20 protein-coding genes are annotated in these 21358 nt (G+C 62.7%); 13 read left to right on the top strand and 7 right to left on the bottom strand.

Translation table 11 applies throughout. From position 1 onward, the window contains the following. The first annotated feature begins 2 nt into the window (after positions 1 to 2). Genes PVZ77_RS15980 through PVZ77_RS15940 form a run of 9 tightly spaced genes read left to right on the top strand, consistent with a single transcriptional unit; the run spans position 3 to position 8177 of the window. Positions 3 to 1112 (top strand): BMP family ABC transporter substrate-binding protein, encoded by a 1110-nt coding sequence (locus PVZ77_RS15980; protein WP_273808085.1) that lies wholly within the window; start codon positions 3 to 5, stop codon positions 1110 to 1112. Positions 1113 to 1119: 7 nt separating this feature from the next. Continuing rightward, positions 1120 to 2232 (top strand): ABC transporter permease, encoded by a 1113-nt coding sequence (locus PVZ77_RS15975; protein ID WP_273808084.1) that lies wholly within the window; start codon positions 1120 to 1122, stop codon positions 2230 to 2232. Then, positions 2225 to 3145, top strand: a complete 921-nt coding sequence (locus tag PVZ77_RS15970; RefSeq protein ID WP_273808083.1) for an ABC transporter permease — start codon at positions 2225 to 2227, stop codon at positions 3143 to 3145. The genes PVZ77_RS15975 and PVZ77_RS15970 overlap by 8 nt, the downstream gene beginning before the upstream one ends. Positions 3146 to 3157: 12 nt before the next feature. Continuing rightward, complete coding sequence (locus PVZ77_RS15965) at positions 3158 to 4165, top strand: formamidase (RefSeq protein ID WP_273808082.1); 1008 nt, start codon at positions 3158 to 3160, stop codon at positions 4163 to 4165. A 3-nt stretch (positions 4166 to 4168) separates the two neighbouring features. Next, complete coding sequence (gene biuH / locus PVZ77_RS15960) at positions 4169 to 4858, top strand: biuret amidohydrolase (protein WP_273808080.1); 690 nt, start codon at positions 4169 to 4171, stop codon at positions 4856 to 4858. Between the two features lie 3 nt (positions 4859 to 4861). Further along, a complete protein-coding gene (locus PVZ77_RS15955; RefSeq protein ID WP_273808079.1) occupies positions 4862 to 6394 on the top strand; it encodes an ABC transporter ATP-binding protein in 1533 nt (510 codons plus the stop codon). Further along, the gene (locus tag PVZ77_RS15950) at positions 6391 to 7065 is read left to right on the top strand and encodes a cysteine hydrolase family protein (RefSeq protein ID WP_273808078.1); all 675 of its coding nucleotides are present in this window, start codon (positions 6391 to 6393) and stop codon (positions 7063 to 7065) included. Before PVZ77_RS15955 ends, PVZ77_RS15950 begins: the two co-directional genes overlap by 4 nt. Beyond that, entirely contained in the window at positions 7062 to 7469 is a 408-nt protein-coding gene (gene hpxZ, locus PVZ77_RS15945; protein ID WP_273808077.1) for an oxalurate catabolism protein HpxZ, read from the top strand. The genes PVZ77_RS15950 and hpxZ overlap by 4 nt, the downstream gene beginning before the upstream one ends. A gap of 3 nt (positions 7470 to 7472) precedes the next feature. Then, the gene (locus PVZ77_RS15940) at positions 7473 to 8177 is read left to right on the top strand and encodes a GntR family transcriptional regulator (protein ID WP_273808076.1); all 705 of its coding nucleotides are present in this window, start codon (positions 7473 to 7475) and stop codon (positions 8175 to 8177) included. Positions 8178 to 9058: 881 nt separating this feature from the next. Here the strand turns inward: PVZ77_RS15940 and PVZ77_RS15935 are convergent. After that, a complete protein-coding gene (locus tag PVZ77_RS15935; protein WP_273808074.1) occupies positions 9059 to 10213 on the bottom strand; it encodes a phosphoadenosine phosphosulfate reductase domain-containing protein in 1155 nt (384 codons plus the stop codon). Positions 10214 to 10360: 147 nt separating this feature from the next. Between PVZ77_RS15935 and PVZ77_RS15930 the strand changes: the two genes are divergently transcribed. Beyond that, a complete protein-coding gene (locus PVZ77_RS15930) occupies positions 10361 to 10738 on the top strand; it encodes a hypothetical protein (RefSeq protein WP_273808073.1) in 378 nt (125 codons plus the stop codon). Here PVZ77_RS15930 and PVZ77_RS15925 read toward each other — a convergent pair. The 6 genes from PVZ77_RS15925 to PVZ77_RS15900 all read right to left on the bottom strand — a co-directional run bounded on the left by PVZ77_RS15925 (position 10650) and on the right by PVZ77_RS15900 (position 17476). Next, the gene (locus tag PVZ77_RS15925) at positions 10650 to 11237 is read right to left on the bottom strand and encodes an MlaA family lipoprotein (protein WP_273808072.1); all 588 of its coding nucleotides are present in this window, start codon (positions 11235 to 11237) and stop codon (positions 10650 to 10652) included. The two genes, PVZ77_RS15930 and PVZ77_RS15925, sit on opposite strands and share 89 nt — an antisense overlap. A gap of 59 nt (positions 11238 to 11296) precedes the next feature. Beyond that, the gene (locus tag PVZ77_RS15920) at positions 11297 to 12094 is read right to left on the bottom strand and encodes a MipA/OmpV family protein (protein ID WP_273808070.1); all 798 of its coding nucleotides are present in this window, start codon (positions 12092 to 12094) and stop codon (positions 11297 to 11299) included. 190 nt (positions 12095 to 12284) lie between these two features. Next, entirely contained in the window at positions 12285 to 14312 is a 2028-nt protein-coding gene (locus PVZ77_RS15915; RefSeq protein ID WP_273808069.1) for an efflux RND transporter permease subunit, read from the bottom strand. Then, the gene (locus PVZ77_RS15910; protein ID WP_273808068.1) at positions 14206 to 15195 is read right to left on the bottom strand and encodes a TolC family protein; all 990 of its coding nucleotides are present in this window, start codon (positions 15193 to 15195) and stop codon (positions 14206 to 14208) included. Before PVZ77_RS15910 ends, PVZ77_RS15915 begins: the two co-directional genes overlap by 107 nt. Positions 15196 to 15419: 224 nt before the next feature. Continuing rightward, the gene (locus PVZ77_RS15905; protein ID WP_273808067.1) at positions 15420 to 16814 is read right to left on the bottom strand and encodes a sensor histidine kinase; all 1395 of its coding nucleotides are present in this window, start codon (positions 16812 to 16814) and stop codon (positions 15420 to 15422) included. After that, the gene (locus PVZ77_RS15900) at positions 16811 to 17476 is read right to left on the bottom strand and encodes a response regulator transcription factor (RefSeq protein ID WP_273808066.1); all 666 of its coding nucleotides are present in this window, start codon (positions 17474 to 17476) and stop codon (positions 16811 to 16813) included. Before PVZ77_RS15900 ends, PVZ77_RS15905 begins: the two co-directional genes overlap by 4 nt. Before the next feature lie 213 nt (positions 17477 to 17689). On the opposite strand from PVZ77_RS15900, the gene PVZ77_RS15895 reads away from it, so the two are divergent. From PVZ77_RS15895 to PVZ77_RS15885, 3 genes are all read left to right on the top strand, one after another. Continuing rightward, positions 17690 to 18019, top strand: coding sequence for a PadR family transcriptional regulator (locus PVZ77_RS15895; protein ID WP_273808065.1), 330 nt, complete (start codon positions 17690 to 17692; stop codon positions 18017 to 18019). 330 nt (positions 18020 to 18349) lie between these two features. Continuing rightward, positions 18350 to 19606 (top strand): SIR2 family protein, encoded by a 1257-nt coding sequence (locus tag PVZ77_RS15890; protein ID WP_273808064.1) that lies wholly within the window; start codon positions 18350 to 18352, stop codon positions 19604 to 19606. Then, complete coding sequence (locus tag PVZ77_RS15885) at positions 19603 to 21348, top strand: ATP-binding protein (protein ID WP_273808063.1); 1746 nt, start codon at positions 19603 to 19605, stop codon at positions 21346 to 21348. The genes PVZ77_RS15890 and PVZ77_RS15885 overlap by 4 nt, the downstream gene beginning before the upstream one ends. The last annotated feature ends 10 nt before the right edge of the window (positions 21349 to 21358 follow it).

Here is a 21358-nt window from a genome sequence, read left to right as displayed (position 1 = left end):
ACATGAATCCTATCGACCGTCGCAATTTCATTAAGCTGGCAGGGCTGATCGGGGCCAGTGCCGCGCTGCCGTTCAGCCTGGCCCGGGCTGCCGACAAGCCCCTCATCGTCGGCTTCATTTACGTCGGCGCCCGCGATGATTTCGGCTACAACCAGGCTCATGCGCAGGCAGCCGCGATCATCAAGACCCTGCCCAACGTCAAGGTGATCGAAGAGGAGAACGTCCCGGAAACGGTGGCGGTGCTGAAGTCCATGGAGGCGATGATCCGCCAGGATGGTGCCACCCTGATCTTCCCCACCTCCTTTGGCTACTTCGACCCCCACGTGCTCAAGGTGGCGAAGAAGTACCCGGATGTCCGCTTCGCCCATTGCGGTGGCCTCTGGCAGGAGGGCAAGGATCCGCTCAATGCGGCCAGTTTCTTCGGCTACATCGATGAAGGTCAGTACCTCAACGGCGTGGTGGCGGGCCATATGAGCCAGTCGAAGAAGCTCGGCTTCATCGCGGCCAAGCCGGTACCCCAGGTGCTACGCAACCTCAATGCCTTCACCCTCGGTGCCCGCTCGGTGGACCCGAGCATCACCGTCACGGTGATCTTCACCGGTGACTGGTCGCTGCCGGTCAAGGAAGCCGAGGCGGCCAACAGCCTGATCGACCGCGGTTGCGACGTCCTGACCTGTCACGTGGATGGCCCCAAGGTGATCGTCGAAACCGCCGAGAAGCGGAGTGTCATGACCTGCGGCTCCCACGCCAGCCAGGCCGCCCTGGCGCCCAATGGCTATCTCACCGGTGCCGAGTGGAATTGGGAAACCCCTTATCGCGCCCATGTCGAGGCCGCCCAGGCCGGCAAGCCGATGATCAACTTCATGCGTGGCGGGCTCAAGGAGGGCTTCGTGAAGACCTCGGCCTACGGCCCGAAGGTGAGCGACGCGGCCAAGCAGCAGGCCGACGCCATCAAGGCCCAGATGCTCGCGGGCAACTTCGTCATCTTCAAAGGCCCGATCAAGGACAACAGGGGCACTGTCGTCATCGCGGAAGGTACCAGCCAGCCGCAGACCGACGTGGTGCTTGAGCGGATGAATTACCTGGTCGAAGGCGTCCAGGGCCAGATCTGAGGGTGGCATGAATAGCCTCGAACACAAGCTGCACCGGCTGGCGGCCAGGGCGCTGCCCGGACTGCCCACGCTGCTCGCCGTGCTGTCCTCGGGCGCGCTGTTTCTGCTCTTCCTCGCTGTGCAGAACAAGCCGGCGCTGGCGGCGGGCGCGTTGGTCTTCGAAGGCGCCTTCAGCTCTTCCTTCGCCTGGGAGAATACTCTCCAGCGCGCCGCGCCCCTGATGCTGACCGCACTGTGCGTCGCACTGCCAGCTCGGGCCGGGCTGATCATCATCGGTGGGGAAGGGGCCCTGGTCCTGGGCGGTCTGGCCGCCGCGGTGCTGCCCCTGTGGCTTCCCGCGTTTCCCGGGCCTTTGATGCTGGTACTGATGGGCCTGGCGGCCATGCTGGTCGGCGGCCTGTGGATCGGGCTGTCGGGCTGGATGCGGCAGAGTCGCGGCCTCAACGAGACGATCGGCAGCCTGCTGCTCTCCTACATCGGCATCGCGCTGTTTCGGCAATTGGTCGAAGGCCCGCTGCGCGATCCGGCGAGTCTGAACAAGCCCTCGACCGTGCCGCTCGAGGATACCTATCTCATTGGTACCGTGAGCGACGCCTTTGCCGTGCATTGGGGATTGGTGGCGGGCGTCATCGCCTGCCTGCTGGCCTATGTACTGTTGCGCCATAGTGTCAGCGGCTTCGCCCTGGGCATCGTCGGCGGCAACGTGCGAACCGCGCGGATGCTGGGACTTTCCGTCAATCGCCTGGTACTGATGACCTGCCTGCTCGGCGGGGCGGCGGCGGGGCTCGCCGGGATGTTCGAGGTCGCGGCGGTGCAGGGCAGTGCGAACGCGGCACTGATCGCCGGCTATGGCACCAGCGGCATTCTGGTGGCCTTCGCCGCCCGGCATAACCCCCTGGCCATCATTCTCTGCGCGACGCTGCTGGGCGGCGTCGAAGCCAGCGGCAGCCTGTTGCAGCGACGCCTGGACCTGCCCGATGCGACGACGCTGATTCTCGAGGGCATCCTGTTCACCAATCTGCTGGCCTGGGAAGCCCTGAGTCCGCGCCTCACGGCCTGGCGTCTGCGGCTGTTGGCGAAGGTGGCAACCCCGGTCGGAGGCGTTCCCGAGCATGGCTAACCTCGATTGGCTGACCTTCTTCCTGGCGCTGCTGGCCGGCGCGGTGCGGGTGGGTACGCCCTTTCTGTTCGTCAGTCTGGGAGAGTGCCTCACCGAGAAAGGCGGGCGCATCAACCTGGGCCTGGAGGGCATCCTGGTCGCGGGGGCCATGACCGGCTATGCCGCGTCCTACCTGTCCGGCTCACCCTGGCTGGGCGTGCTCGCGGCAGGCTGTACCGGCCTGCTGTTGGGGTTGCTGCATGGCATCGTCTGCTCGCTACCCAAGGTCAACGACATCGCCTTCGGTATCGCCCTGATTCTGCTGGGAACGGGCCTGGCCTTCTTTCTCGGCAAGGCCTTCATCCAGCCGCAGGCACCCATGCTGCCGTCGTTTTCGCTGGGGCACTGGTCCGCGGATGAGCGGGTGCACTCGGCACTGAACATCAATGTGCTGTTCTTCCTGGGTGTGGCCCTGGCCATCCTGCTGCACTGGGGGCTGCGCAGCACCCGCTGGGGCCTGATGCTGCGCCTGGTCGGTGATCATGCCGAATCGGCCCAGGCCCTAGGCTATCACCCGATCAGGGTACGCATCTGGGCGACGTCGGTCGGCGGCTTTCTCGCCGGCGTCGGCGGCGCCTATCTCTCGCTGTATTACCCCGCCAGCTGGAACGAGGGGCTTTCCAGTGGCCAGGGGTTGATGGCCGTGGCCCTGGTGATCTTCGCGCGCTGGCAACCGCTGAATTGCCTGTGGGCCTCCTTGCTGTTCGGCGCGGCCGGTGCAATTGGCCCCGCCCTGCAAGCGGTTGGTATCAGCACTGGCTATTACCTGTTCGCCGCCGCGCCTTATGCCCTGACGCTGCTGGTGATGTTTGTCACCTGCCGGCCGAATCGAACCCTGACTGGCGCTCCCGGCGAGCTCAGTCTCACCCGCTAGAGGTAGAAGCTCATGTCCAGTGGTCTTGGTGGTTTGAACAAGTCGCCCAATGGCGTCGTGATCGGTCTGGCGCAGCTGTCGCTGCCGGATCCCCATACCCGGGAGGCCCTGTGGGCGCAGACCCAGAGGGTGGTGGAGATGGTCGGCAAGGCCCGGCGGGGCATGCCCAGCCTGGATCTGATCGTCTTCCCGGAATACTCGTTGCACGGGCTGTCCATGGATACCTCACCGGAGATCCTCTGCTCCCTGGAAGGGCCGGAAGTGGCGGCGCTACGCCAGGCCTGCGTCGATAACCGCATCTGGGGTTGCTTCTCCATCATGGAAGCCAATCCAGCGGGAAACCCTTTCAACAGTGGCCTCATCGTCGACGATACTGGCGAGATCCGCCTGTACTACCGCAAGATGCACCCTTGGGTGCCGGTCGAGCCCTGGGAGCCAGGCGACCAGGGCATTCCGGTCTGCGACGGCCCGCGTGGCAGCAAGCTGGCATTGATCATCTGTCACGATGGCATGTTCCCGGAAATGGCGCGCGAGTGCGCGTACAAGGGTGCCGAGATCATGATCCGTACCGCGGGCTATACCGCCCCGATCCGTCATGCCTGGCAGATCACCAATCAGGCCAATGCCTTCTGCAATCTGCTGCAGACCGCCAGCGTCTGCATGTGTGGGTCCGATGGCACCTTCGACTCGATGGGGGAAGCCATGTTCGTCGATTTCGACGGTAGCGTGATGAACCAGGACGGTGGTCGCGCCGACGAGATCGTCTGCTGCGAAATGCGTCCGGACCTGGTGCGTGAAGCGCGGGTGCACTGGGGAGTGGAGAACAACATCTACCAATTCGGCCACCGAGGTTATTCCGCCGTCAAGGGCGGCGCCCAGGACTGCCCCTACACCTACATGCATGACCTGGCGGCGGGCCGCTATCGGCTGCCTTGGGAGGACCAGGTGTTCCACATCGATGGCACCTCCTGCGGAATGCCCGCGCCGGAGCGCCTGTTCACGCCCTCAGCTCAGGAGTGACCCATGAGCCCACGTCAGCTCGCCTCAGCGCCTTACCCCTGGCCCTATGACGGTCGGCTCGATCCGGCCAACACCGCCCTGGTCATCATCGACATGCAGACCGACTTCTGTGGCGTCGGCGGCTATGTCGATGCCATGGGCTACGACCTGTCGCTGACCCGCGCGCCCATCGAGCCCATAAAGTCGGTGCTCGAGGTCATGCGGGCCCAGGGATTTCCCATCATCCATACCCGCGAAGGCCATCGTCCCGACCTGTCCGACTTGCCGGCCAACAAGCGCTGGCGCTCGCGGAACATCGGCGCCGGCATTGGCGATGACGGTCCCTGCGGTCGCATCCTGATCCGGGGTGAGCCGGGGTGGGAGATCATCCCGGAGCTGGCGCCGCTACCGGGCGAGATCGTCATCGACAAGCCCGGCAAGGGGTCGTTCTACGCCACGAGTCTTGAGCTCATCCTGCGCACCCGCGGCATCGCCAACCTGATCCTCACCGGGATCACCACGGATGTCTGTGTCCATACCACCATGCGCGAGGGCAACGACCGTGGCTTCGAATGCATCCTACTCGAAGACTGCTGCGGCGCCACGGACCACGGCAACCACTTGGCCGCGCTCAACATGGTCAAGATGCAGGGTGGGGTCTTTGGTGCGGTGGGCGACTCGTCCATGCTGCTCGCCGTGCTGGCAGGGGACTGAGCTATGCGCGCCCTGGACCTGGAGATCATCGGTGCCGGCAAGACCTTCGGCAGCTTTCGCGCCCTGGCTGAGGTCTCCCTGAAGGTCAGGGCCGGCACCGTGCACGCCCTGCTGGGCGAAAACGGGGCGGGCAAGAGCACCCTGGTCAAGGGCATCGTCGGCTATGGCCCGCTCGACGAAGGCGCGATCCTGGTGAATGATCGCGAGCGACAGATCCGCACGCCGAGGGACGCCCACGCCCTCGGAATCGGCATGGTCTATCAGCACTTCACCGTGGCACCGGGGCTCAGCGTCGCGGAAAACCTGGTGTTGTCGCGCGGCGACCTGGGCTGGCGTATTGACTGGTCGCGAGAGCGCGAGCGGCTGGCGGCTTTCATGGCGGGCATGCCGTTCCGCCTGGACCTACAGCGTCCTGTAAGCAGTCTGGCGGCGGGTGAAAAACAGAAGCTCGAGATCCTCAAGCAGCTGTACCTGGAAAGGCACTTCATCATCCTCGATGAGCCGACCTCGGTCCTGACGCCCCAGGAGGCCGATGAAGTCTTGGGGTTGATGCAGCAGATGGCCCATCGAGGAGACATCTCGGTACTGATGATCACCCATAAGTTTCGTGAAGTGACCGCCTTCGCCGATGACGTCACGGTCCTGCGCAAGGGCCGGCTGGTCGGTAGCACGGCCGTTGCGGACACTTCGCCCGAATCCCTGGCCAGCTGGATGATGGGCGAGGCGGGCGCCGCCGCGGCCAAGCTCGAGCGGTCCGGCATGATCGAGGCGGCACCTCGCCTGGAGGTGGTTAAGCTGGATGTGCCAGGCGACAAGGGGACGCTGGCGGTCAGCGGGCTGTCGCTGGCCGTACGCCCCGGCGAGATCGTGGGTATCGCCGGGATTTCCGGTAACGGCCAGCGTGAGCTCACTGAGGCCCTGCTGGGGCAGCGCAAGGCCAGTGCCGGCGAGATCCGGGTGAACGGCCAGCGCTATCACGCCACCCGCCGCGAGATGCAGGACCTGCGGGTCTACAGCCTGCCGGAAGAGCCGCTGCGCAATGCCTGCATCGCCGGCCTGAGCGTGGCGGAGAACCTGGCCTTGCGCAACTTCGACCAGGCGCCGCTGTGTCGCCAGGGTTGGCGCCTCGACCGCCGCGCCATCCGTGCCCAGGCGCAGGCGCTCATCGCGCGCTTCCAGGTGACGCCGGCCGATCCGGAACGGCCCATCGGCACCCTGTCGGGAGGTAACGTCCAGCGCGCCGTCCTGGCACGTGAGCTGACCGAGGGGGTCGCGGTGCTGATCGTCTCCAATCCGGTGTTCGGACTGGACTTCGCGTCGGCGGCGCTCATTCACCAACGGATCGTCGCGGCCAGGAATGCCGGTGCGGCGGTGCTGCTGTTGAGCGAAGACCTGGATGAACTGCTGGAACTGGCCGATCGCATCCTGGTGATGCGTGACGGCCATATCGGCTTCGAGACCGCCATCGCCCAGGCCGACCGGGCCGTGCTGGGTCACCACATGGCGGGCGGTGCGACGCAGGCGGAGGCCGTATGATCCAGGTGAGCGCCCGACCCAACGCCTTCGCCTTCGAGCCGGCCAGTACGGCGCTCGTGGTGATCGACATGCAGCGGGATTTCGTCGAACCGGGCGGCTTCGGCGCGGCGCTGGGCAACGATGTGACGCCACTGAAAGCCATCATCCCGGCCGTGCAGCGGCTGCTGGCGTTGGCCCGTCAGCACCGCTTGCGGGTGATCCATACCCGCGAATCCCACCTCCCCGACCTGTCCGATTGCCCCCCTGCCAAACACGCCCACGGACTGCCCGGGCTGCGTATCGGCGACCCCGGGCCGATGGGGCGCATCCTGGTTCGTGGCGAACCCGGCAACCAGCTCCTCGCCGAGGTCGCCCCGATAGACGGCGAGTGGGTGATCGACAAACCGGGCAAGGGCATGTTCCATGCGACTGGTCTGCACGAGCGACTGCAAGCCGAGGGTATCAGTCACCTGGTGTTCGCCGGCGTCACCACCGAGGTCTGCGTGCAGACCAGCATGCGGGAAGCCAATGACCGCGGCTATCGTTGTCTGCTGATCGAGGAGGCCACGGAAAGCTATTTCCCGGCGTTCAAACGCGCGACACTGGACATGATCGTCGCCCAGGGCGGCATTGTCGGCCGGACGGCCTTTTTGGCGGCCCTGGAAGCCGCTCTGCACAAGGACCTGCCATGACATCGGTTTCCGCAATCAATCTTCCCGAGGTAGTGGCCGCGGTAACGGCGGCCTTCCGCGATTACGAGCGGGCGCTGATCGCCAACGAGCTGGAAACGCTCGATGGATACTTCTGGTCGTCGCCCCACACGGTTCGCTTCGGGGTGGCGGAAAATCTCTATGGCAGCGAGGCCATCGCCTCGTATCGACGGCTCTGCCAACCGGTCGGGGCGGGCAGACGTCTGCACCACACGGTAATCACCACCTTCGGCGAGGACTGCGCCACCGTCAGCACCGAGTTCAGCGATGGCGTTACCGCACGGGTCGGACGCCAGATGCAGACCTGGCTGTGTCTGGAAGGGGAGTGGAAGGTCGTCGCCGCCCACGTCAGTATCGACCTGGACACCTTGGACGCCCGGGGATAACCCATGACCCAGTTCCAGACCAACGCCCTCGGCGAGCAGATCTACCTGAGAATCAAGCAGGAAATCTTCGATTTCTATCTGCTGCCCCATGACCGCTTCACCGAGACGCAGATCGCTGAGCGCTACCAAGTGTCCCGAACGCCGGTACGCGACGCCCTGTACCGCCTACAGCGTGAAGGCTATCTGGAGGTGGAGTTTCGCCGTGGCTGGATGGTCAAGCCACTCGACTTCGCCCGTATCGACGAACTCTACGACCTGCGTATCGTGCTCGAATCCGCCGCCGTGGATCGGCTCTGCGGCCTGGTCGACCTGCCGGAAATGCTGGAAGCGCTATGCCAGGTCTGGATAGTGCCGCAGGACCAGCGCCATACCGACATGCAAACCGTTGCCGAACTGGACGAAGCCTTTCACAGCGGGCTGGTGGCCGCGACGGGGAACCGGGAGATGCTGCGGGTGCACCGCGAGGTGACGGAGCACATCCGCATCGTCCGGCGTCTGGACTTCTCCCAGCGCGCCCGCATCGAAGAGACCTACAACGAGCACGTGAGCATCCTCAAGGCACTGCGCCTGCGCAAGCGCGATGACACCCTGCTGATGCTGAGGGCCCATATCGAGCAGAGCAAGATCGAGGTCCGCAAGCTCAGCCTCTCGATGCTGTCCGAGGCGCGGCGCCGGTTCGAGCGTCCTCCGGCAGCGTCCAACGTGTAAAGGACGTACGCGCTCATCTACGACCTTTGCCAGCATTGCGACGTACTCCGTCTAGATAGCTCAGAAGAACATAGGTAAGTGCTTAAGTGCTTAAGTGCTTAAGTGCTTAAGTGCTTAAGTAAGCATGTACAGAGTTAAGTTTTTTATGCTTTGCCTGGCTTGCTAAGGTGACTTGCTCTAGTACCGCTGCTATTGATAGGCGGCTGGTTTAGAAGTGTTTCGGAGCGCGGCAGGCCAATTTTAGCGCTTCCAACGCGCCATTACGAAAGCTCGGCCGTGCGCTGCGAAATTAGATAGAAGGTACAGGCCTGGCGTCGGATAGAGCGTGTACCTGTGCTCCCGGTAGCTACAGCGGTACCGACAATAAGACGGCTAATTATGATTTGTCGTATGCATACGACAAAAGGATTGCGGCATGAATCGTCTCTCCTTGCCAGGCGGCTGGGTCTTCCGCGACAAGTCTGAATAGCGACTAGCGGGAACGAGGTCCGCCTCACCTGACAGTGCTCCACCCTCAAGATCGCACCTGTCGCCGCCGATTCACTGTCGCAAAGAGTGTAAGTAACGCCACACCAAATCCCTCCCTGGTAAACGCCAGATCCCTCCATGGCACACACCAAATCTCTCCCCGGCAATAACCACATCCCTCCCTGTAATGCACCAAATCTCTCCCTTTTAAAGTGCTGGAAGCCTTGCTAGGCGCGAGTTTTAGAGGCCCGTAAAGGAAAAAGCAGTAAAGGATAAAAAAGGGAAAATGACCTGTAGATAGGGCACGAAATCCCTCCCTTTTTAAGCCGCCCTTACCTCTGCAATCCGCCTAGAATGCGGGTTACGGAGCTTTCCTTACATCAGATTCGAGTGATCAGCACCCAACCTACGGATCAGAACTCGAACTCGAACTCGAACTCGAACTCGAACGCGATCTGCGATGCAGCGGGATGGATCAGCCGAATGGGAGCCTCCAAGACCTCTTCAGGCTTGCCCGCGTACAGCTCCGCGTAACGAGCCCTGACCTCGGGCCCGGTAGTGCACGCGACGTCAAGCTTCAACAGTCGCGCGACGGTCAGTCGTACGTCAGCGAGAAGGTCTGCTTCCTGAGCGGTGGGGATACAGGTGGGCCATCCCGAAACGTAGTGCAGATGCCGAGGGGTGGTCGCTTCTGCGGCTTCGCGTATGCGGCATACCTCTTTCGCGTTTCGGAGCTGCTCCAGCGCTTTGGGGTCGAGCAGGTGAGGCGCAATGTCGCCGAGCCAAGCGCCAGACTGAAACGCGAACGAGGACGTTGCTTCCAGGGCAACCATCCGACGATAGGTGTCCTGATTGCCAACGCAGGTCGTAGAAGCGATGAGGTCCGGTTTGGAAGCTATGATGCAAAACGAGCAGCTCACGCGGCTCATACCGTACCGGGTGTAGGCCTCATGCAGCTCCCGGCCGTGGCCCGCAATTTCTCCCAGGACCTCTGGCAGCGTCCATTCGATGATCGAATTCCACACCACGCCCTGCAGGCCTCGCCGGCTGAGTCGGGTGTCTACCTTGGATACCGGCATCTTGCTGCGGCTGGAGCTTTCCTGGCGACGGATGCCAGTGACGTTGATGATGTCTCGTCCGGGAAACCGCTTCTTGAGGTAGCTGGCGATCACCGCACTCTTGAGTTCCGAGGTGCAGAAGCGCATCGACGGTGTGCTCCAGGGCAGGATCAGCTTGACGCACGAAAGGTCAGCGTAGCGACGAACGTTGTTCTCCCGACGGCCCTTCCAACGCTCCATCATTCCGCCCGCCTCACGGCGAACGACGGCGAGCTCCCAGCCGATCGCACTCGCCAGTTCCTCGCACTTGGGGAGGCCCTGCTCCCACTCCACCGAGCCAAGATCGGCATGGATCAGCAGCCGAGGCCCACGGTGGCCAACCTTGTCGAGGTAGGCGGCCGTTGCCAGTGCACAGGCGTCCGAGTCCTTGCCGCCGCTGACGCCGATGGCGACAACGGCATCACGGGAGAGGAGGGCATCGATTTCAGCAGTTCGGGCGACGACAGACATGGGGAGATCCACAGTTGGAAGGACCTCTGCAGGATCTCCCAATCCCCAGGAATGCAACTTCTGCACGGCTTGTGTCCATGCGGGATCGCCTTTGCATTCTCAGGAAAGGTGCCAGGGTATCGGGGTACCCCTCATGGACCTGAGACGATGGATATCCGCTACGACGATTTCGTGGAGTTACTCGAGCACCTTGCTCACGCTCCGGAGAAAGACCTGCCGCCAATGACCGTCACGTCGGTGATCAAGAAGGTGCGGGGCACTGGCAATCCGCGGCTGCACTACGCCCGCGGCCACGTGACGGTCACGTTCCAGACGCAGTACGGGCCGTTGCAGATCGGTGAGGCCTGGGTGGCCTACCCAGGCCCGGATAACGATACGACCGACTGGGAAGTGTTCATGGCGGTCGAGCTGCACGAGCAAACCTGGTCATTTGGCGCTACCCGTATTGTCGACGAGCACGGCCTCCCGAAACCGGTTGACGCGGGTGGCCGGCGTCCCCAGGACGGCCCTGAAGCGCCTGGTTGATGGCCGTGGCGGGAAGGCGCAGGTTGCTGAAGAAGCGCGACACACCCGATTGCACAGGATCGGGCGTGATCTTGTCGTAGCCGACGGCCACCGGACGGAGAACAAAACGGTCGAGTACGTTGTTGAAGCTGTGCATCTTGCGGTTGAAGCCTTCCCAGGGGTCTCGCACAGCCGGGGTGGCGTACAGAGCTTCGGCTTCCTGCTCAGCTTGCGTCATCGCTTCGGGTGCGTTGGCGCTGGTTTCCGCCGTCTGAGCGGAAGTGACAACTGGTGGCGATGTGCCACCAGCGGCTGCCCCGGTTGTCGTGTGGGTGTGTCCAGGTGACGGTGTGATGGCAACGGCTGCTGGCGGTGCCTCGACTACGGATGCGACCAGTGTCCCGGAAGTCGAGGGGGCGTCGCTCAGCCCGGCTGCCGGTGCTTGCTTCACAGCATTGCTGGCGCACGCGCTGGTGCCCAGCACGATCGCGGCCAGCACAAGGGATTGGATAGTTTTCATTCCGAGTTCTCCTGAACCATAGGCAGCAAGTGCCTATGGCGGTGGGTTTGATGAGAGCGTCAGAAGCGGTAGGCGTAGCCGACTGCCAGCGTGGTTCCCGTGGTCTTGTCCACCAGCGGGCTGTCCTTGACGGAATTGCCGAAGCGCGTGGCGCCGACGTCCACGAACATCGAGTGGTGGCGTGACGGCGAGTAGTCCATGCGCAGGCCGAACTGCACGTTCGTGGTCGCCTTGCCCTCATAGAAGGCCCGGCCGGCCAGGGCCTCGGACTGCTGCACGCCGTAGTAGTAGTTGACGTACTTGTCGTCGACCCACTCTGCGGCCACCCGTGGGGTGAAGCCGAACTTGCCGGCTGCGAATCGACGGTCGATCTGCACCTTGGCGCGCGTGCCCTTGCTGTTGCCCATGGCATCGGCCAGAACTTCACCGCTGAGGTTCGCGAAGCTGGTTTTCCAGGTCACCGCACCGCCGGCCCACAGGCTCGACTTGCGCTCATCCATACCGGTCAGGACCGGGGAATCCTTGGCCTCATAGCCATCGCCGGCCCAACGGGCACGCAGGCGCAAGGAGAAGGTTTCCGTCGAGTAGGCCTTGAAGTCGAACGTGGGCACAGTGGCACTGATCCACTTGCTTTCGTAAGAGATCAACGGGAGCGGAAGCACCTCGCGGTCGAAGTCGCTGTAGGGCTTGTCGAGCACGACGGCGCCGATGCCCACGGCTTGCCAGCCATTGCTATCCTTGGCTTGGCTTTCCTGCGCGAAGGCGGTGGGTGCCCCTGCGGTGGCAAGCGCCAGGGTGGCGATGAGGCTCAGCTTGGACGATGCCAGCGGGTGACGGGAGTTCTTGTGTTGAGACATGGGGTGGTCCTTTCTGTGACGCGTTTGGGGAAAGTCTCGATTGCTCTTTGCTGCCTGGCCGCAGGCATGAACGGGCGTGAGCTCATCGCATGTCAGGGGGGCCTGGCGGTCTCGGTGTTGCAGCGCTGTTCGGCTGCGTCGCGTCTCAGGGGTGGGTCCCGGTTCGCGGTCATGCGCCCACGAGGCGAATTCATGGATGCCCTCCTTGGGAGATGGAGGTGCCGGAAGGCGTCGGCCCGCTCGTGGGACCATCTGCCGGATCGCCTGCGGCTCGGGGGGCCTTGAAGCGTCGTGCGAGCCAGACCTCGAAGTCGTGCACGTAGCTGAAGACTGCTGGCACGATGACCAGGCTCAGCAGCGTCGAGGTGATCAGACCGCCAATCACGGCGATCGCCATGGGCTGGCGGAAGCTGGCGTCCGCACCGAAGCCGAGCGCGATCGGCAGCATGCCGGCGATCATGGCGACGGTGGTCATCACGATCGGTCGGGCGCGTTTGTGGCATGCGTCCAGCAGCGCATCGATCACCGACAGGCCGCGCTCCTGGCGCGCCAGCACCGCGTACTCGACCAGCAGGATCGAATTCTTGGTGACGATGCCCATCAACATGACCAGGCCGATCATCGACGGCACATCCAACTGGCTGCCCATGAGCAGCAGCGCGATGAAGGCGCCGCCCAGCGACAGCGGGATCGCCGACAGGATGGTGATGGGCTGGAAGAAATCCTTGAACAGCAGGACCAGCACGCAGAACATGCAGAGAATGCCGGTGACGATGGCGAGCGTCAGGCCGGACGACAGCTCCGCGGCCACCTCGGCATCGCCCGCCTGCATCAGCGAGACGCCTGGCGCCATGTTCTGCACCGAGGGCAAGCCATGGGCGATGGCCAACGCGTCGCCCAGCGAGCGACTGCCCAAGTCGGCCGTCACGGTGACGTAGCGCTGGCGGTCATAGCGGTCGATCTGCGCCGGCCCGCTCTCGACGGCGATGGCAGCCACACTGGACAAGGGCACCAGGCCGTCACGCGAGGCCACACGCAGGCTGGCGAGCGCTGCCATATCCTGGCGCACCGCATCGGGGACACGCACCCGGATGCCGATCTGGCGATTGTCCAGGTTGAGCTTGGAGAGCTGGGAGTCGAAGTCGCCGCTGGTGGCCGTGCGCATCAGCTCGCCGATGGCCGCGCTGCTCACGCCGTGTTCGGCGGCCCGGTTGAGATCGGGACGCACGACGATCTCGGGACGTTCCAGGCTGGCGGTGCTGCGCACGCCGGACAAGCCGGCGGCCCGCAGCTCCCGGGTGAAGGCATCCACCGTGGTCCTGAGCGCACCGGCGTTGTCGCTGGCGAGGATCATCTGCAGTTGCTCGCCCGAGCCGCCACCGACGGTGAAACGCGCGCCGGGGACCTTCTCTAGCGCCCCGCGCACGGACTGCTCAATCTCGGATTGGGCAGCGCGCTGTTTGCGGTCGGACAACACCAGGGTGATCTCGCCCTTGCGCACGTCCGCCACCTGTTCGTCACCGCCGCCTTCGGCCGTGCCCACGGTGGTGAAGATGTTCTGAATGCCCGGCACCTCACGCAGCGCCGCACGCACGCGCTCTGAGGCGGCCACGGTGTCGTTGAGCCTGCTGCCCGGCGCCAACTCCAGCGTGACGGTCGTGAAGCCCCGATCGGAGGGCGGCACCAGGCCGGTGGGCAGGAACGGCAGCAATGCCATCGAGCCGATGAAGAAGGCGGCGGCCGCGGCCATGGTCTTGCCGCGGTGGTGCAGGCACCACCTCGCCAGCCGCAGGTAGCGCCGCATCAGCGGGCCATCGGGCTCGTTGGCGGTGTGGGTGCCGGGCTTGAGCAGCTTGGCGGCCATGATGGGTGTGATCAGTCGTGCCACCATCAAGGAGGCGAGCACGGCGATGACCGCAGTCCATCCGAACTGCTTGAAGAACAGGCCTGCCACGCCGCTCATGAGGGTGGTCGGCACGAACACCACCACCAGGGTGGCCGTGGTGGCGATCACGGCCAGTGCGATCTCGTTGACCGCATCGGCCGTGGCCTCCATGGTCGACTTGCCCATGCGCCGGTGACGCTCGATGTTCTCGATCTCGACGATCGCGTCATCCACCAGAATGCCGACGATCACTGCCAGTGCGAGCAGCGTCAGGGTGTTGAGCGAATACCCCAGCCACCATATCGCGGCGACCGGTGATGGCGACAAGTGCATTGACGTTGCGTGCGCAGGCTTCCTGGCGCGTGGCCAGCGTCGTGCGCGCGGTGGCCAGGCCGCTTTGTGCCCGAGCCTCTTCAATGGGGGCAACGAAGCCGGTCTCCAGCCGCCGGCGGGTCAGCCCCAGTGTGTTTTCGCGCGAGTTGATTTCCTCGTGCAACACGGCAATGGACAACTCGCAGGCGCGCAAGGCCAGCACCAAGTCGCCGATCTGTGAGGTCAGCGCCAGCCGGGCTGCCTTGGCGTCCGCATCGCGTGCCTGGATCCGCAGCGCGCCGGCCTCGACCGAGTTGCGCACCCGGCCGAAAAGGTCGATCTCCCAGGACAGCTCGGGCCCGATGCCGCTCTGCGTGCTCAGGATCGTGCCCGTGGGGCTGTCGGTCTCCAGGCTGCGGGCCCGCGTGGCATAGCCGTTGACGTCCACCGAGGGCATGCGCTGCGCCGAGGTGGCACCGAGCAAGGCACGCGCCTCGTCGACCTTGGCGATGGCTTGCGCGATGCTGGGACTGTCGACCAGGGCAGCGTCCACCAGGACATCGATCGCGGGATCGTTGAGCTGGTGCCACCAAGCATCGTCGCTGGGCGTGGCCAGCGACGCCTCCGCAGCAGGCATGGTCCAGGCCTCGGGCGCCTCCAGAGGCGTCGCCTGGTATCGCCCTTGGGTCGCGCACCCTGTCAGCATCGCCAGCAACAGCATTGCCAGACCACGCGACCCAGCATCGGCACCGGACAAGCCTGTCCGGCGACGCAGATACTGCGACGGGGCGATCCCCAGGTCTCGGCGATACGAGTGGGGTGCGGACCCGGACTGCCAGCGCGGGGTGCGCTGCAGGTAGATCAGGGACGGCCGTGCGCTCGGGCTTGGCTTGCAATCCAGCATAAATGGTTCCGGTCTCGTGGCACGTCGAGACGACGCGCCTATAAGAGCGGATACTGCCCATGCGGATTTAGGGGATTTTTAGAGTTATTAGGATTTCTTTAAGAACAGCGCCGTTCAGCGGAAAAATGTGAATAGCATGTCTCTCACCGCTCTCAAAATCCGGTTTGATCACGAATCACTGCAGGCGAGAGCGAATGCCGCCGGGTGGGACAGCGTTGGCCGGATCAGCCTGGGTGACCCGATTCGGCGATGCCTGGGAAGATGACGCGCACCATCAGTCCCCGTTCTTCCAGTCCCGTGCCGGTGTGGATGGTGGCATTGTGGGACTCGGCAATACCTGCGACCAACGACAGCCCGATGCCGCTGCCGCGCACGGGCGTGCCCGCGACCCGGTGGAAGCGCTCGAAGATGGCCTCGCGCTGCTCGGCCGGAACGCCCGGGCCGTCATCCGCCACTTCCAGGTAGACCATGGGCTGCGTCGGTTCGCTCCCCTCTGGTGTCAGGTAGCCACAGCGCACGAGCACGTTGCCGCCCTCGCTGGTGTAGCGCATGGCGTTGTGCATGAGGTTGCGCAGCAGGATGCCGATCTCATCGATGTCGCAGGAGATTCGGCAGGCATGCACATCCAGAAAGAGCGAGCGCTGGTTCAGGCTGGCATAGACCTCGAACTCCTGGGCAACGTGCTGCACCAGCTTGCTCAGATCGGCTGGTACGTGCTTGGGGGCCTTGGCACCCGCATTGATGCTGGCCAGATCGAGCAACTGCTCGGACAGCCGCGTGCTGCGCTTGGCGACGACCAGCAGCTTCCTCAGGGCGGCATCTTTGTCTTGAGGATCGCAGGCGCGCAGCGCGATTTCGGCCCGGGCCTGCAAGGCTGACAACGGTGTGCGCAGCTCATGAGCCGCATCGCCAATGAAGCGGCGCTCGCCCTCGATGGCCTCGTCGAGTTGCTTGAGGACATGGTTGAAGGAGTCCACCAATGGATGCAGTTCGCGAGGCAGACGATCCAGCGGCAGGGCAGTGAAATCGAAGCGGCGGCGGTGGCGCATCGCGGTGCCAAGCGCACGTACGGGTTTGAGTGCAGCCTGGCTGACGAACCACATGACCAGTCCTGCGATAACTAGCAGGACCGTTGCCAGGGCCAGGGCATAGGCTGCCTCGTGGCGCATGTCCGCATCGACGATGCTCTGCAGATTGCCCACTTGGACGGTCACTCGCCCGGTGCTGTCGGATGCGGAATAGACGCGCCACTTCTGATTCTCGACCTCGGTGGAGGCCGCGCCATCGGAGAAGTCGGGCTGAAGCGGCGACTCGGGTGAACCGGGCGTGCTGGCGACCATTCGCTTGCGATCGATCCAGACTTGAAACACCAACTGCTCACGTTCGGTGCCAGCGACCTCCCTCAGCTTGAGGCCGGGCCTGCCGCCTCCGTCGAAATCGCTGTCGGCGGGGATCGTTACCAGGAGTTGGGTGGCCATCGCGCCGAGCTTTTCATCCCAGGTGCTGGTGCGGTTGAGCGAGAGCTGCGTGAGCACGACCCCGAGCACTATCGTCCAGCACAAGGCGATGACCACGACGATCACCAGGATGAGTTGCGCGTTGAAGGAGCGCGACTTCATGCGGTTGGCTGCCCGATGACGTAGCCCAGCCCATGGACGGTTCGGATCAACTCGTCTCCGAGCTTGCGTCGAAGCTGATGGATGAACACCGCGATGGTGTTGCTTTCGACATTGCTCGATGTGCCGTAGACGACATCGTGCAGATGATCGCGGGTTACTACATGGCCTGGGCGCTCGACAAGCGCGAGCAATGTCCGGTACTCGTGGGCACTGAGAGTGACCTCGGCACCGGCCCTGGTGACTACGCGCTTGCTGCGGTCAATACGAACGTCACCATAGGTGAAGATTGGGACAACGCGGCCTTGGCTGCGGCGAATGACCGAACGAACACGCGCCCAGAGCTCATCGAATTGGAATGGCTTTACGAGGTAGTCATCTGCACCGGCGTCGAGCCCAGCGATGCGTTCGCTCAATTGTCCACGGGCGGTAAGGATCAACACGGGCGTCGCATCGTAGCTGGCGCGCATGGCACGCAAGACCGTCAGCCCCGAGTCTCCAGGAAGACCGATATCAAGCAAAACCGCCGCATAGACATGATCGAGCAGTGCAGTGCGCGCCGACCTGGCGTCACCGACGTGGTCGATGTGCCATCCGCTTTGGCGGGCACCGTCGCAGATCGACTCGCCCAGCATCTGGTCGTCTTCAACAAGGAGTAAGTTCATATCGAGTCAATCCATATCCGCACACATCAATTTTTAAGAAATCATGAAGCATCTGCATTAATAACTTTTTAAGAGCTAGAAAGCGCCTTCGAGGACGGTCCGCCGGCTCTACGTGGCTCTGCGCCAGCCGCGGCCGCCGCCGCGCCGTAGGCTCTTCTCAATACCTATTAATTCTAGGTGATATATAACCATTTATCGCAGGAGGGTGATGCTTTGAAACGGGGTTCGAATCCCAACTTCCTCAATGGCGTTCCCGAGTTGCTCATCCTGCAGCTGCTGCAGCGGCGTGAGATGTATGGTTATGAACTGGTTCAAGCGATCAGGGATTCAACGGGTGAGGCGATCATCTTGGCCGAGGGTGTGGTGTATCCCGTGCTTCACATGTTGGAACGCGAAGGCGCGCTGGAGTCAAGACGTCACCTGATTACAGGTCGTAGCCGGATCTACTACAGCCTCACGGCCGACGGCGAGCGTCGTTGCAGCGAGATTTCCTCTTCCTGGCAGCGCATTGCGCAGACCATTCGTAGAGTTCTGAAAGGTTAAGGTGATGAAGTCAGGGGAGACGGCTGAGGAATTCATGTCGATCTCATGGTTTGCTGGAGAAATATTCACACAGTCGGCTTTGGGGGTAAGCGGAGCGCGCAGGCCCGAGAGGGCCGGAGGCGCCAGGGATCAAAGCAGGATGGCCGCGACTCTGAACGAGGCGCAGCCCGCGAACCCGACGGCGGAACGCGCCGGGACGCACAGCCTTGGCTTTCGTGGATGTTGGGCCGCGGGTCGGCCAGAATGTGCGGAGCGCTTTGTTACTATTCCAAAGGCTGGTCCCGGGCGATCGGGCATCCGGAAGAATCCAAATACATCTGTAGGGACGACATGACGACGTCACAGCCGACCACCTTCGGTCAACAACTTTTCTTCAGTCCGGAATCCGGCGCTTGGAAGGCCCTCAGGCCGGATGTAACTGGCGAGGCTGACGACGCAAAGAGGCAGCAGATTTTGTCTGAAGCCGCTGCTGCGCGCGAAGAACTGAAGGCGGTATTGCTTTCCTCGCTTCAGATGCAGCATGTGGTCGCCCTTGCAGGAAGTGGGACATCTCTCGGAGAGATCAACGGTCCTTCGATGTGGACGCTGTGGGATCACTGCGTGAACTCGAATCCTGACACTGGAGAGGATGAGCGGAAGCCGACCGAACAGGCTGATGCCGTAATTGCTGAGATCGGCTATGAGACTGCCGTTGAACAGGAGAACATCGAGGCTTTGCTTTCGCGGTGCGACGCATATCTTCAGATCAAAAAAAGCGAGCAGGTCGAGAAATTTGTCTCCGTCTCAAAGGGTGTGATCTTGAAAAAATGTTCCGCCTTTCTCGATGGCGCCGACGATTCCAAGTTGGCGAGCCATCGCACTTTCCTGCATCGACTGTCTCGACGCCGCGTTCGCGACTCGCGGATGAAATTGTTCACGACGAACTACGATCTTTGCTTTGAGCGCGCTGCGGGCAAGCAGGGGCTGGTTTTGCTCGACGGCTTCTCATTTACACAGCCCCGGCAGTTTGATCCGCGGTTCTTCCTGTACGACATCGTCCGTCGGCCTTCGACAGGCGATGAGGTTGGCAACCCGTTGGAAGGCGTGTTTCACCTGTACAAGCTGCATGGTTCGGTTAACTGGGATCAATCCAGTTCGGGCGATATCGAGATCAAGACTGACCCGACTCCGGAGACGGCCTGTCTGATCTATCCCGCCAAAGGTAAATACCAACAGTCCTACGTCCAACCGCACTTGGAACTGATCTCGCAGTACCTGGCGGCGCTGCGAGAACCAAATACTTGCCTCATCGTATCGGGCTTCGGTTTCAATGATGATCACTTGTCGGAACCCATTGTCGCGGCGGTTCGCACCAATCCGCATTTGCGGTTGATCATCGTCAATCCCTCGGCGGATGATCTGGCCTCTCGGAGCAAGGAGAACAACCGATACTGGGATGCGCTCTACAATCTCGCCAAACAGGGCGAGGACGTGTGGCTGATCAATGCCACGTTCAGCGAGTTCGCCGAGATGATTCCGGACCTCAAATCGCTGACGCCCGCGCAGCGGCTCACGCGCGACATCAAGTCGCTGGTCAAACCGACATGAGTACCGCGCTTGACGTCACCGACGCTTTTCCGCGCGGATTGCTCCGACCGGAGTTGTATGTTGGCCAGTTGTGCTCCGTTTCCGCCCAGGTGGTGAAGTTCAATCTCAACGAGGCGGGATCGCCCAGCGGTTCCCACTTTCTGGGTGGCCGATACGGAAAGGGTGAAGTTGGAGAGTTCGTCCTGATCGAGGGACAGATCAACCTCCTGCTTGGACGGGTGGTCGAGATCCATTTGCCAGATGCTGACAGGCGCCTGATCGACACCTCGCATGGCAGGGTGCCAGATTTGGACGGCATCGGGACGATCCAACTGCTGGGCTCCATCGCAATGGACTCACTTCGAATCTCGGCGGGCGTTGACTCCTATCCTCGCCTGGGCGACCGCGTCTACGCTGCGCCGCACAGCTTCATCGCCAACTTACCGAAGTTCATGGAGGCGGCGGAGGCCGAAGCCAGCCACGTCCTTCTCAAGCTGGGCTCGATCGATGTCGCGCCTGAAAGCTACGTGTCGGTCAAGCCGGAAAAACTGTTCGGCCGACACTGCGCGATTCTGGGCGCCACTGGCGGCGGCAAGAGTTGGACGACCGCTCGGATCATCGAAGAATGCCTGCGCTACAAGACCAAAATTATCCTCTTGGACGCGACGGGGGAGTATCGCGGGTTTGACGGAAAGCACGTCTCCAACTTTCACTTGGGCGCGCCGGTCAACACTGCGAAGTCGTCCTCTCCTTGCGCCTTGCCGCAAACGTCTTTTATTGAATCGGACTTCATCGCGCTGTTTGAGCCTGCCGGCAAGGTTCAGGGACCGAAGCTGCGCGCGGCGATCCGCAGTCTTCGACTTGCCACCCTCGCTCCCCATATTGCGACTGGTGGGATCATCAAAAAGATCGATCAGTCCAAAGTCCCGATCTTGGCAGAAGAGGCCAAAGCTGGCATTGCGGAGAAGCTCGACGATCCACAGCAAGCGTTCGACGTGTGGAAGCTCGTTTCACAGATCGAGCAGGAGTGTGTTTACCCGGACGGATTCGGTGTCGCCCGGGGGTCGAAGGACACCACCAAATGGGGTGGCGACTCAGGCGAGGTCTCGTACTGCCTGTCCTTGATGTCGCGCATTAGCGGCATTCTCAGTTCATCTTCCTTCGATTGTGCCTTCAAGTCGAAGGCTCCTGCATTGACGGAAAGCATCTCGTCCTTCGTCTCCAACGAAGATCGGTTGCTTCGGATATGCCTGAGCGGCGTTGCCTTTGAGTTCAAGGCGCGCGAGATCATCGCGAACGTGATCGGACGGCATCTTCTCAATATGGCACGCGATGGCGCATTCAAGAGTTGCCCTGTTGTCATCATCGTCGACGAGGCACATAACTTTCTCGGGCGGCATATCGGAGGCGATGACGCGGTCGCCCGCCTGGACGCATTCGAGTTGATCGCCAAAGAGGGCCGGAAGTACGGACTCAACATCTGTCTGTCAACTCAGCGCCCACGCGACATAACGGAAGGTGTTCTGAGCCAGATGGGAACACTCGTGGTACATCGGCTCACGAATGATCGGGACCGCGAGGTTGTCGAACGCGCCTGCGGCGAAATTGATCGGTCCGCTTCGTCGTTCCTGCCCAACCTGAAGCCCGGCGAGGCTGCGATCATCGGCGCCGATTTTCCTATTCCGTTGACCATTCAAGTCTTCCCACCGAGCGCGAAACCTCTTTCTGACGGCCCCAACTACCAAACCCACTGGAAGGCGTAGTTCTTATTCG

The sequence above is a fragment of the Pseudomonas sp. SHLD1 genome (assembly GCF_028640935.1).
Lineage (GTDB): Bacteria > Pseudomonadota > Gammaproteobacteria > Pseudomonadales > Pseudomonadaceae > Chryseomonas > Chryseomonas aestiva.
The sequence above is the reverse complement of the archived record's forward strand: the minus strand, read 5'-3'. Positions and strand labels throughout refer to the sequence as shown.

What these genes read in the sequence shown, in the direction of transcription:
- PVZ77_RS15905 (WP_273808067.1), bottom strand. Translation starts at nt 16,814, where the DNA reads ATGAAGTCGCGCTCCTTCAACGCGCAACTCATCCTGGTGATCGTCGTG.
- PVZ77_RS15885 (WP_273808063.1), top strand. Translation starts at nt 19,603, where the DNA reads ATGAGTACCGCGCTTGACGTCACCGACGCTTTTCCGCGCGGATTGCTC.
- PVZ77_RS15925 (WP_273808072.1), bottom strand. Translation starts at nt 11,237, where the DNA reads ATGAAAACTATCCAATCCCTTGTGCTGGCCGCGATCGTGCTGGGCACC.
- PVZ77_RS15890 (WP_273808064.1), top strand. Translation starts at nt 18,350, where the DNA reads ATGACGACGTCACAGCCGACCACCTTCGGTCAACAACTTTTCTTCAGT.
- biuH (WP_273808080.1), top strand. Translation starts at nt 4,169, where the DNA reads ATGAGCCCACGTCAGCTCGCCTCAGCGCCTTACCCCTGGCCCTATGAC.
- PVZ77_RS15955 (WP_273808079.1), top strand. Translation starts at nt 4,862, where the DNA reads ATGCGCGCCCTGGACCTGGAGATCATCGGTGCCGGCAAGACCTTCGGC.
- PVZ77_RS15935 (WP_273808074.1), bottom strand. Translation starts at nt 10,213, where the DNA reads ATGTCTGTCGTCGCCCGAACTGCTGAAATCGATGCCCTCCTCTCCCGT.
- PVZ77_RS15900 (WP_273808066.1), bottom strand. Translation starts at nt 17,476, where the DNA reads ATGAACTTACTCCTTGTTGAAGACGACCAGATGCTGGGCGAGTCGATC.
- PVZ77_RS15930 (WP_273808073.1), top strand. Translation starts at nt 10,361, where the DNA reads ATGGATATCCGCTACGACGATTTCGTGGAGTTACTCGAGCACCTTGCT.
- PVZ77_RS15950 (WP_273808078.1), top strand. Translation starts at nt 6,391, where the DNA reads ATGATCCAGGTGAGCGCCCGACCCAACGCCTTCGCCTTCGAGCCGGCC.
- PVZ77_RS15940 (WP_273808076.1), top strand. Translation starts at nt 7,473, where the DNA reads ATGACCCAGTTCCAGACCAACGCCCTCGGCGAGCAGATCTACCTGAGA.
- PVZ77_RS15970 (WP_273808083.1), top strand. Translation starts at nt 2,225, where the DNA reads ATGGCTAACCTCGATTGGCTGACCTTCTTCCTGGCGCTGCTGGCCGGC.
- hpxZ (WP_273808077.1), top strand. Translation starts at nt 7,062, where the DNA reads ATGACATCGGTTTCCGCAATCAATCTTCCCGAGGTAGTGGCCGCGGTA.
- PVZ77_RS15980 (WP_273808085.1), top strand. Translation starts at nt 3, where the DNA reads ATGAATCCTATCGACCGTCGCAATTTCATTAAGCTGGCAGGGCTGATC.
- PVZ77_RS15975 (WP_273808084.1), top strand. Translation starts at nt 1,120, where the DNA reads ATGAATAGCCTCGAACACAAGCTGCACCGGCTGGCGGCCAGGGCGCTG.
- PVZ77_RS15920 (WP_273808070.1), bottom strand. Translation starts at nt 12,094, where the DNA reads ATGTCTCAACACAAGAACTCCCGTCACCCGCTGGCATCGTCCAAGCTG.
- PVZ77_RS15915 (WP_273808069.1), bottom strand. Translation starts at nt 14,312, where the DNA reads ATGCACTTGTCGCCATCACCGGTCGCCGCGATATGGTGGCTGGGGTAT.
- PVZ77_RS15965 (WP_273808082.1), top strand. Translation starts at nt 3,158, where the DNA reads ATGTCCAGTGGTCTTGGTGGTTTGAACAAGTCGCCCAATGGCGTCGTG.
- PVZ77_RS15910 (WP_273808068.1), bottom strand. Translation starts at nt 15,195, where the DNA reads ATGCTGGATTGCAAGCCAAGCCCGAGCGCACGGCCGTCCCTGATCTAC.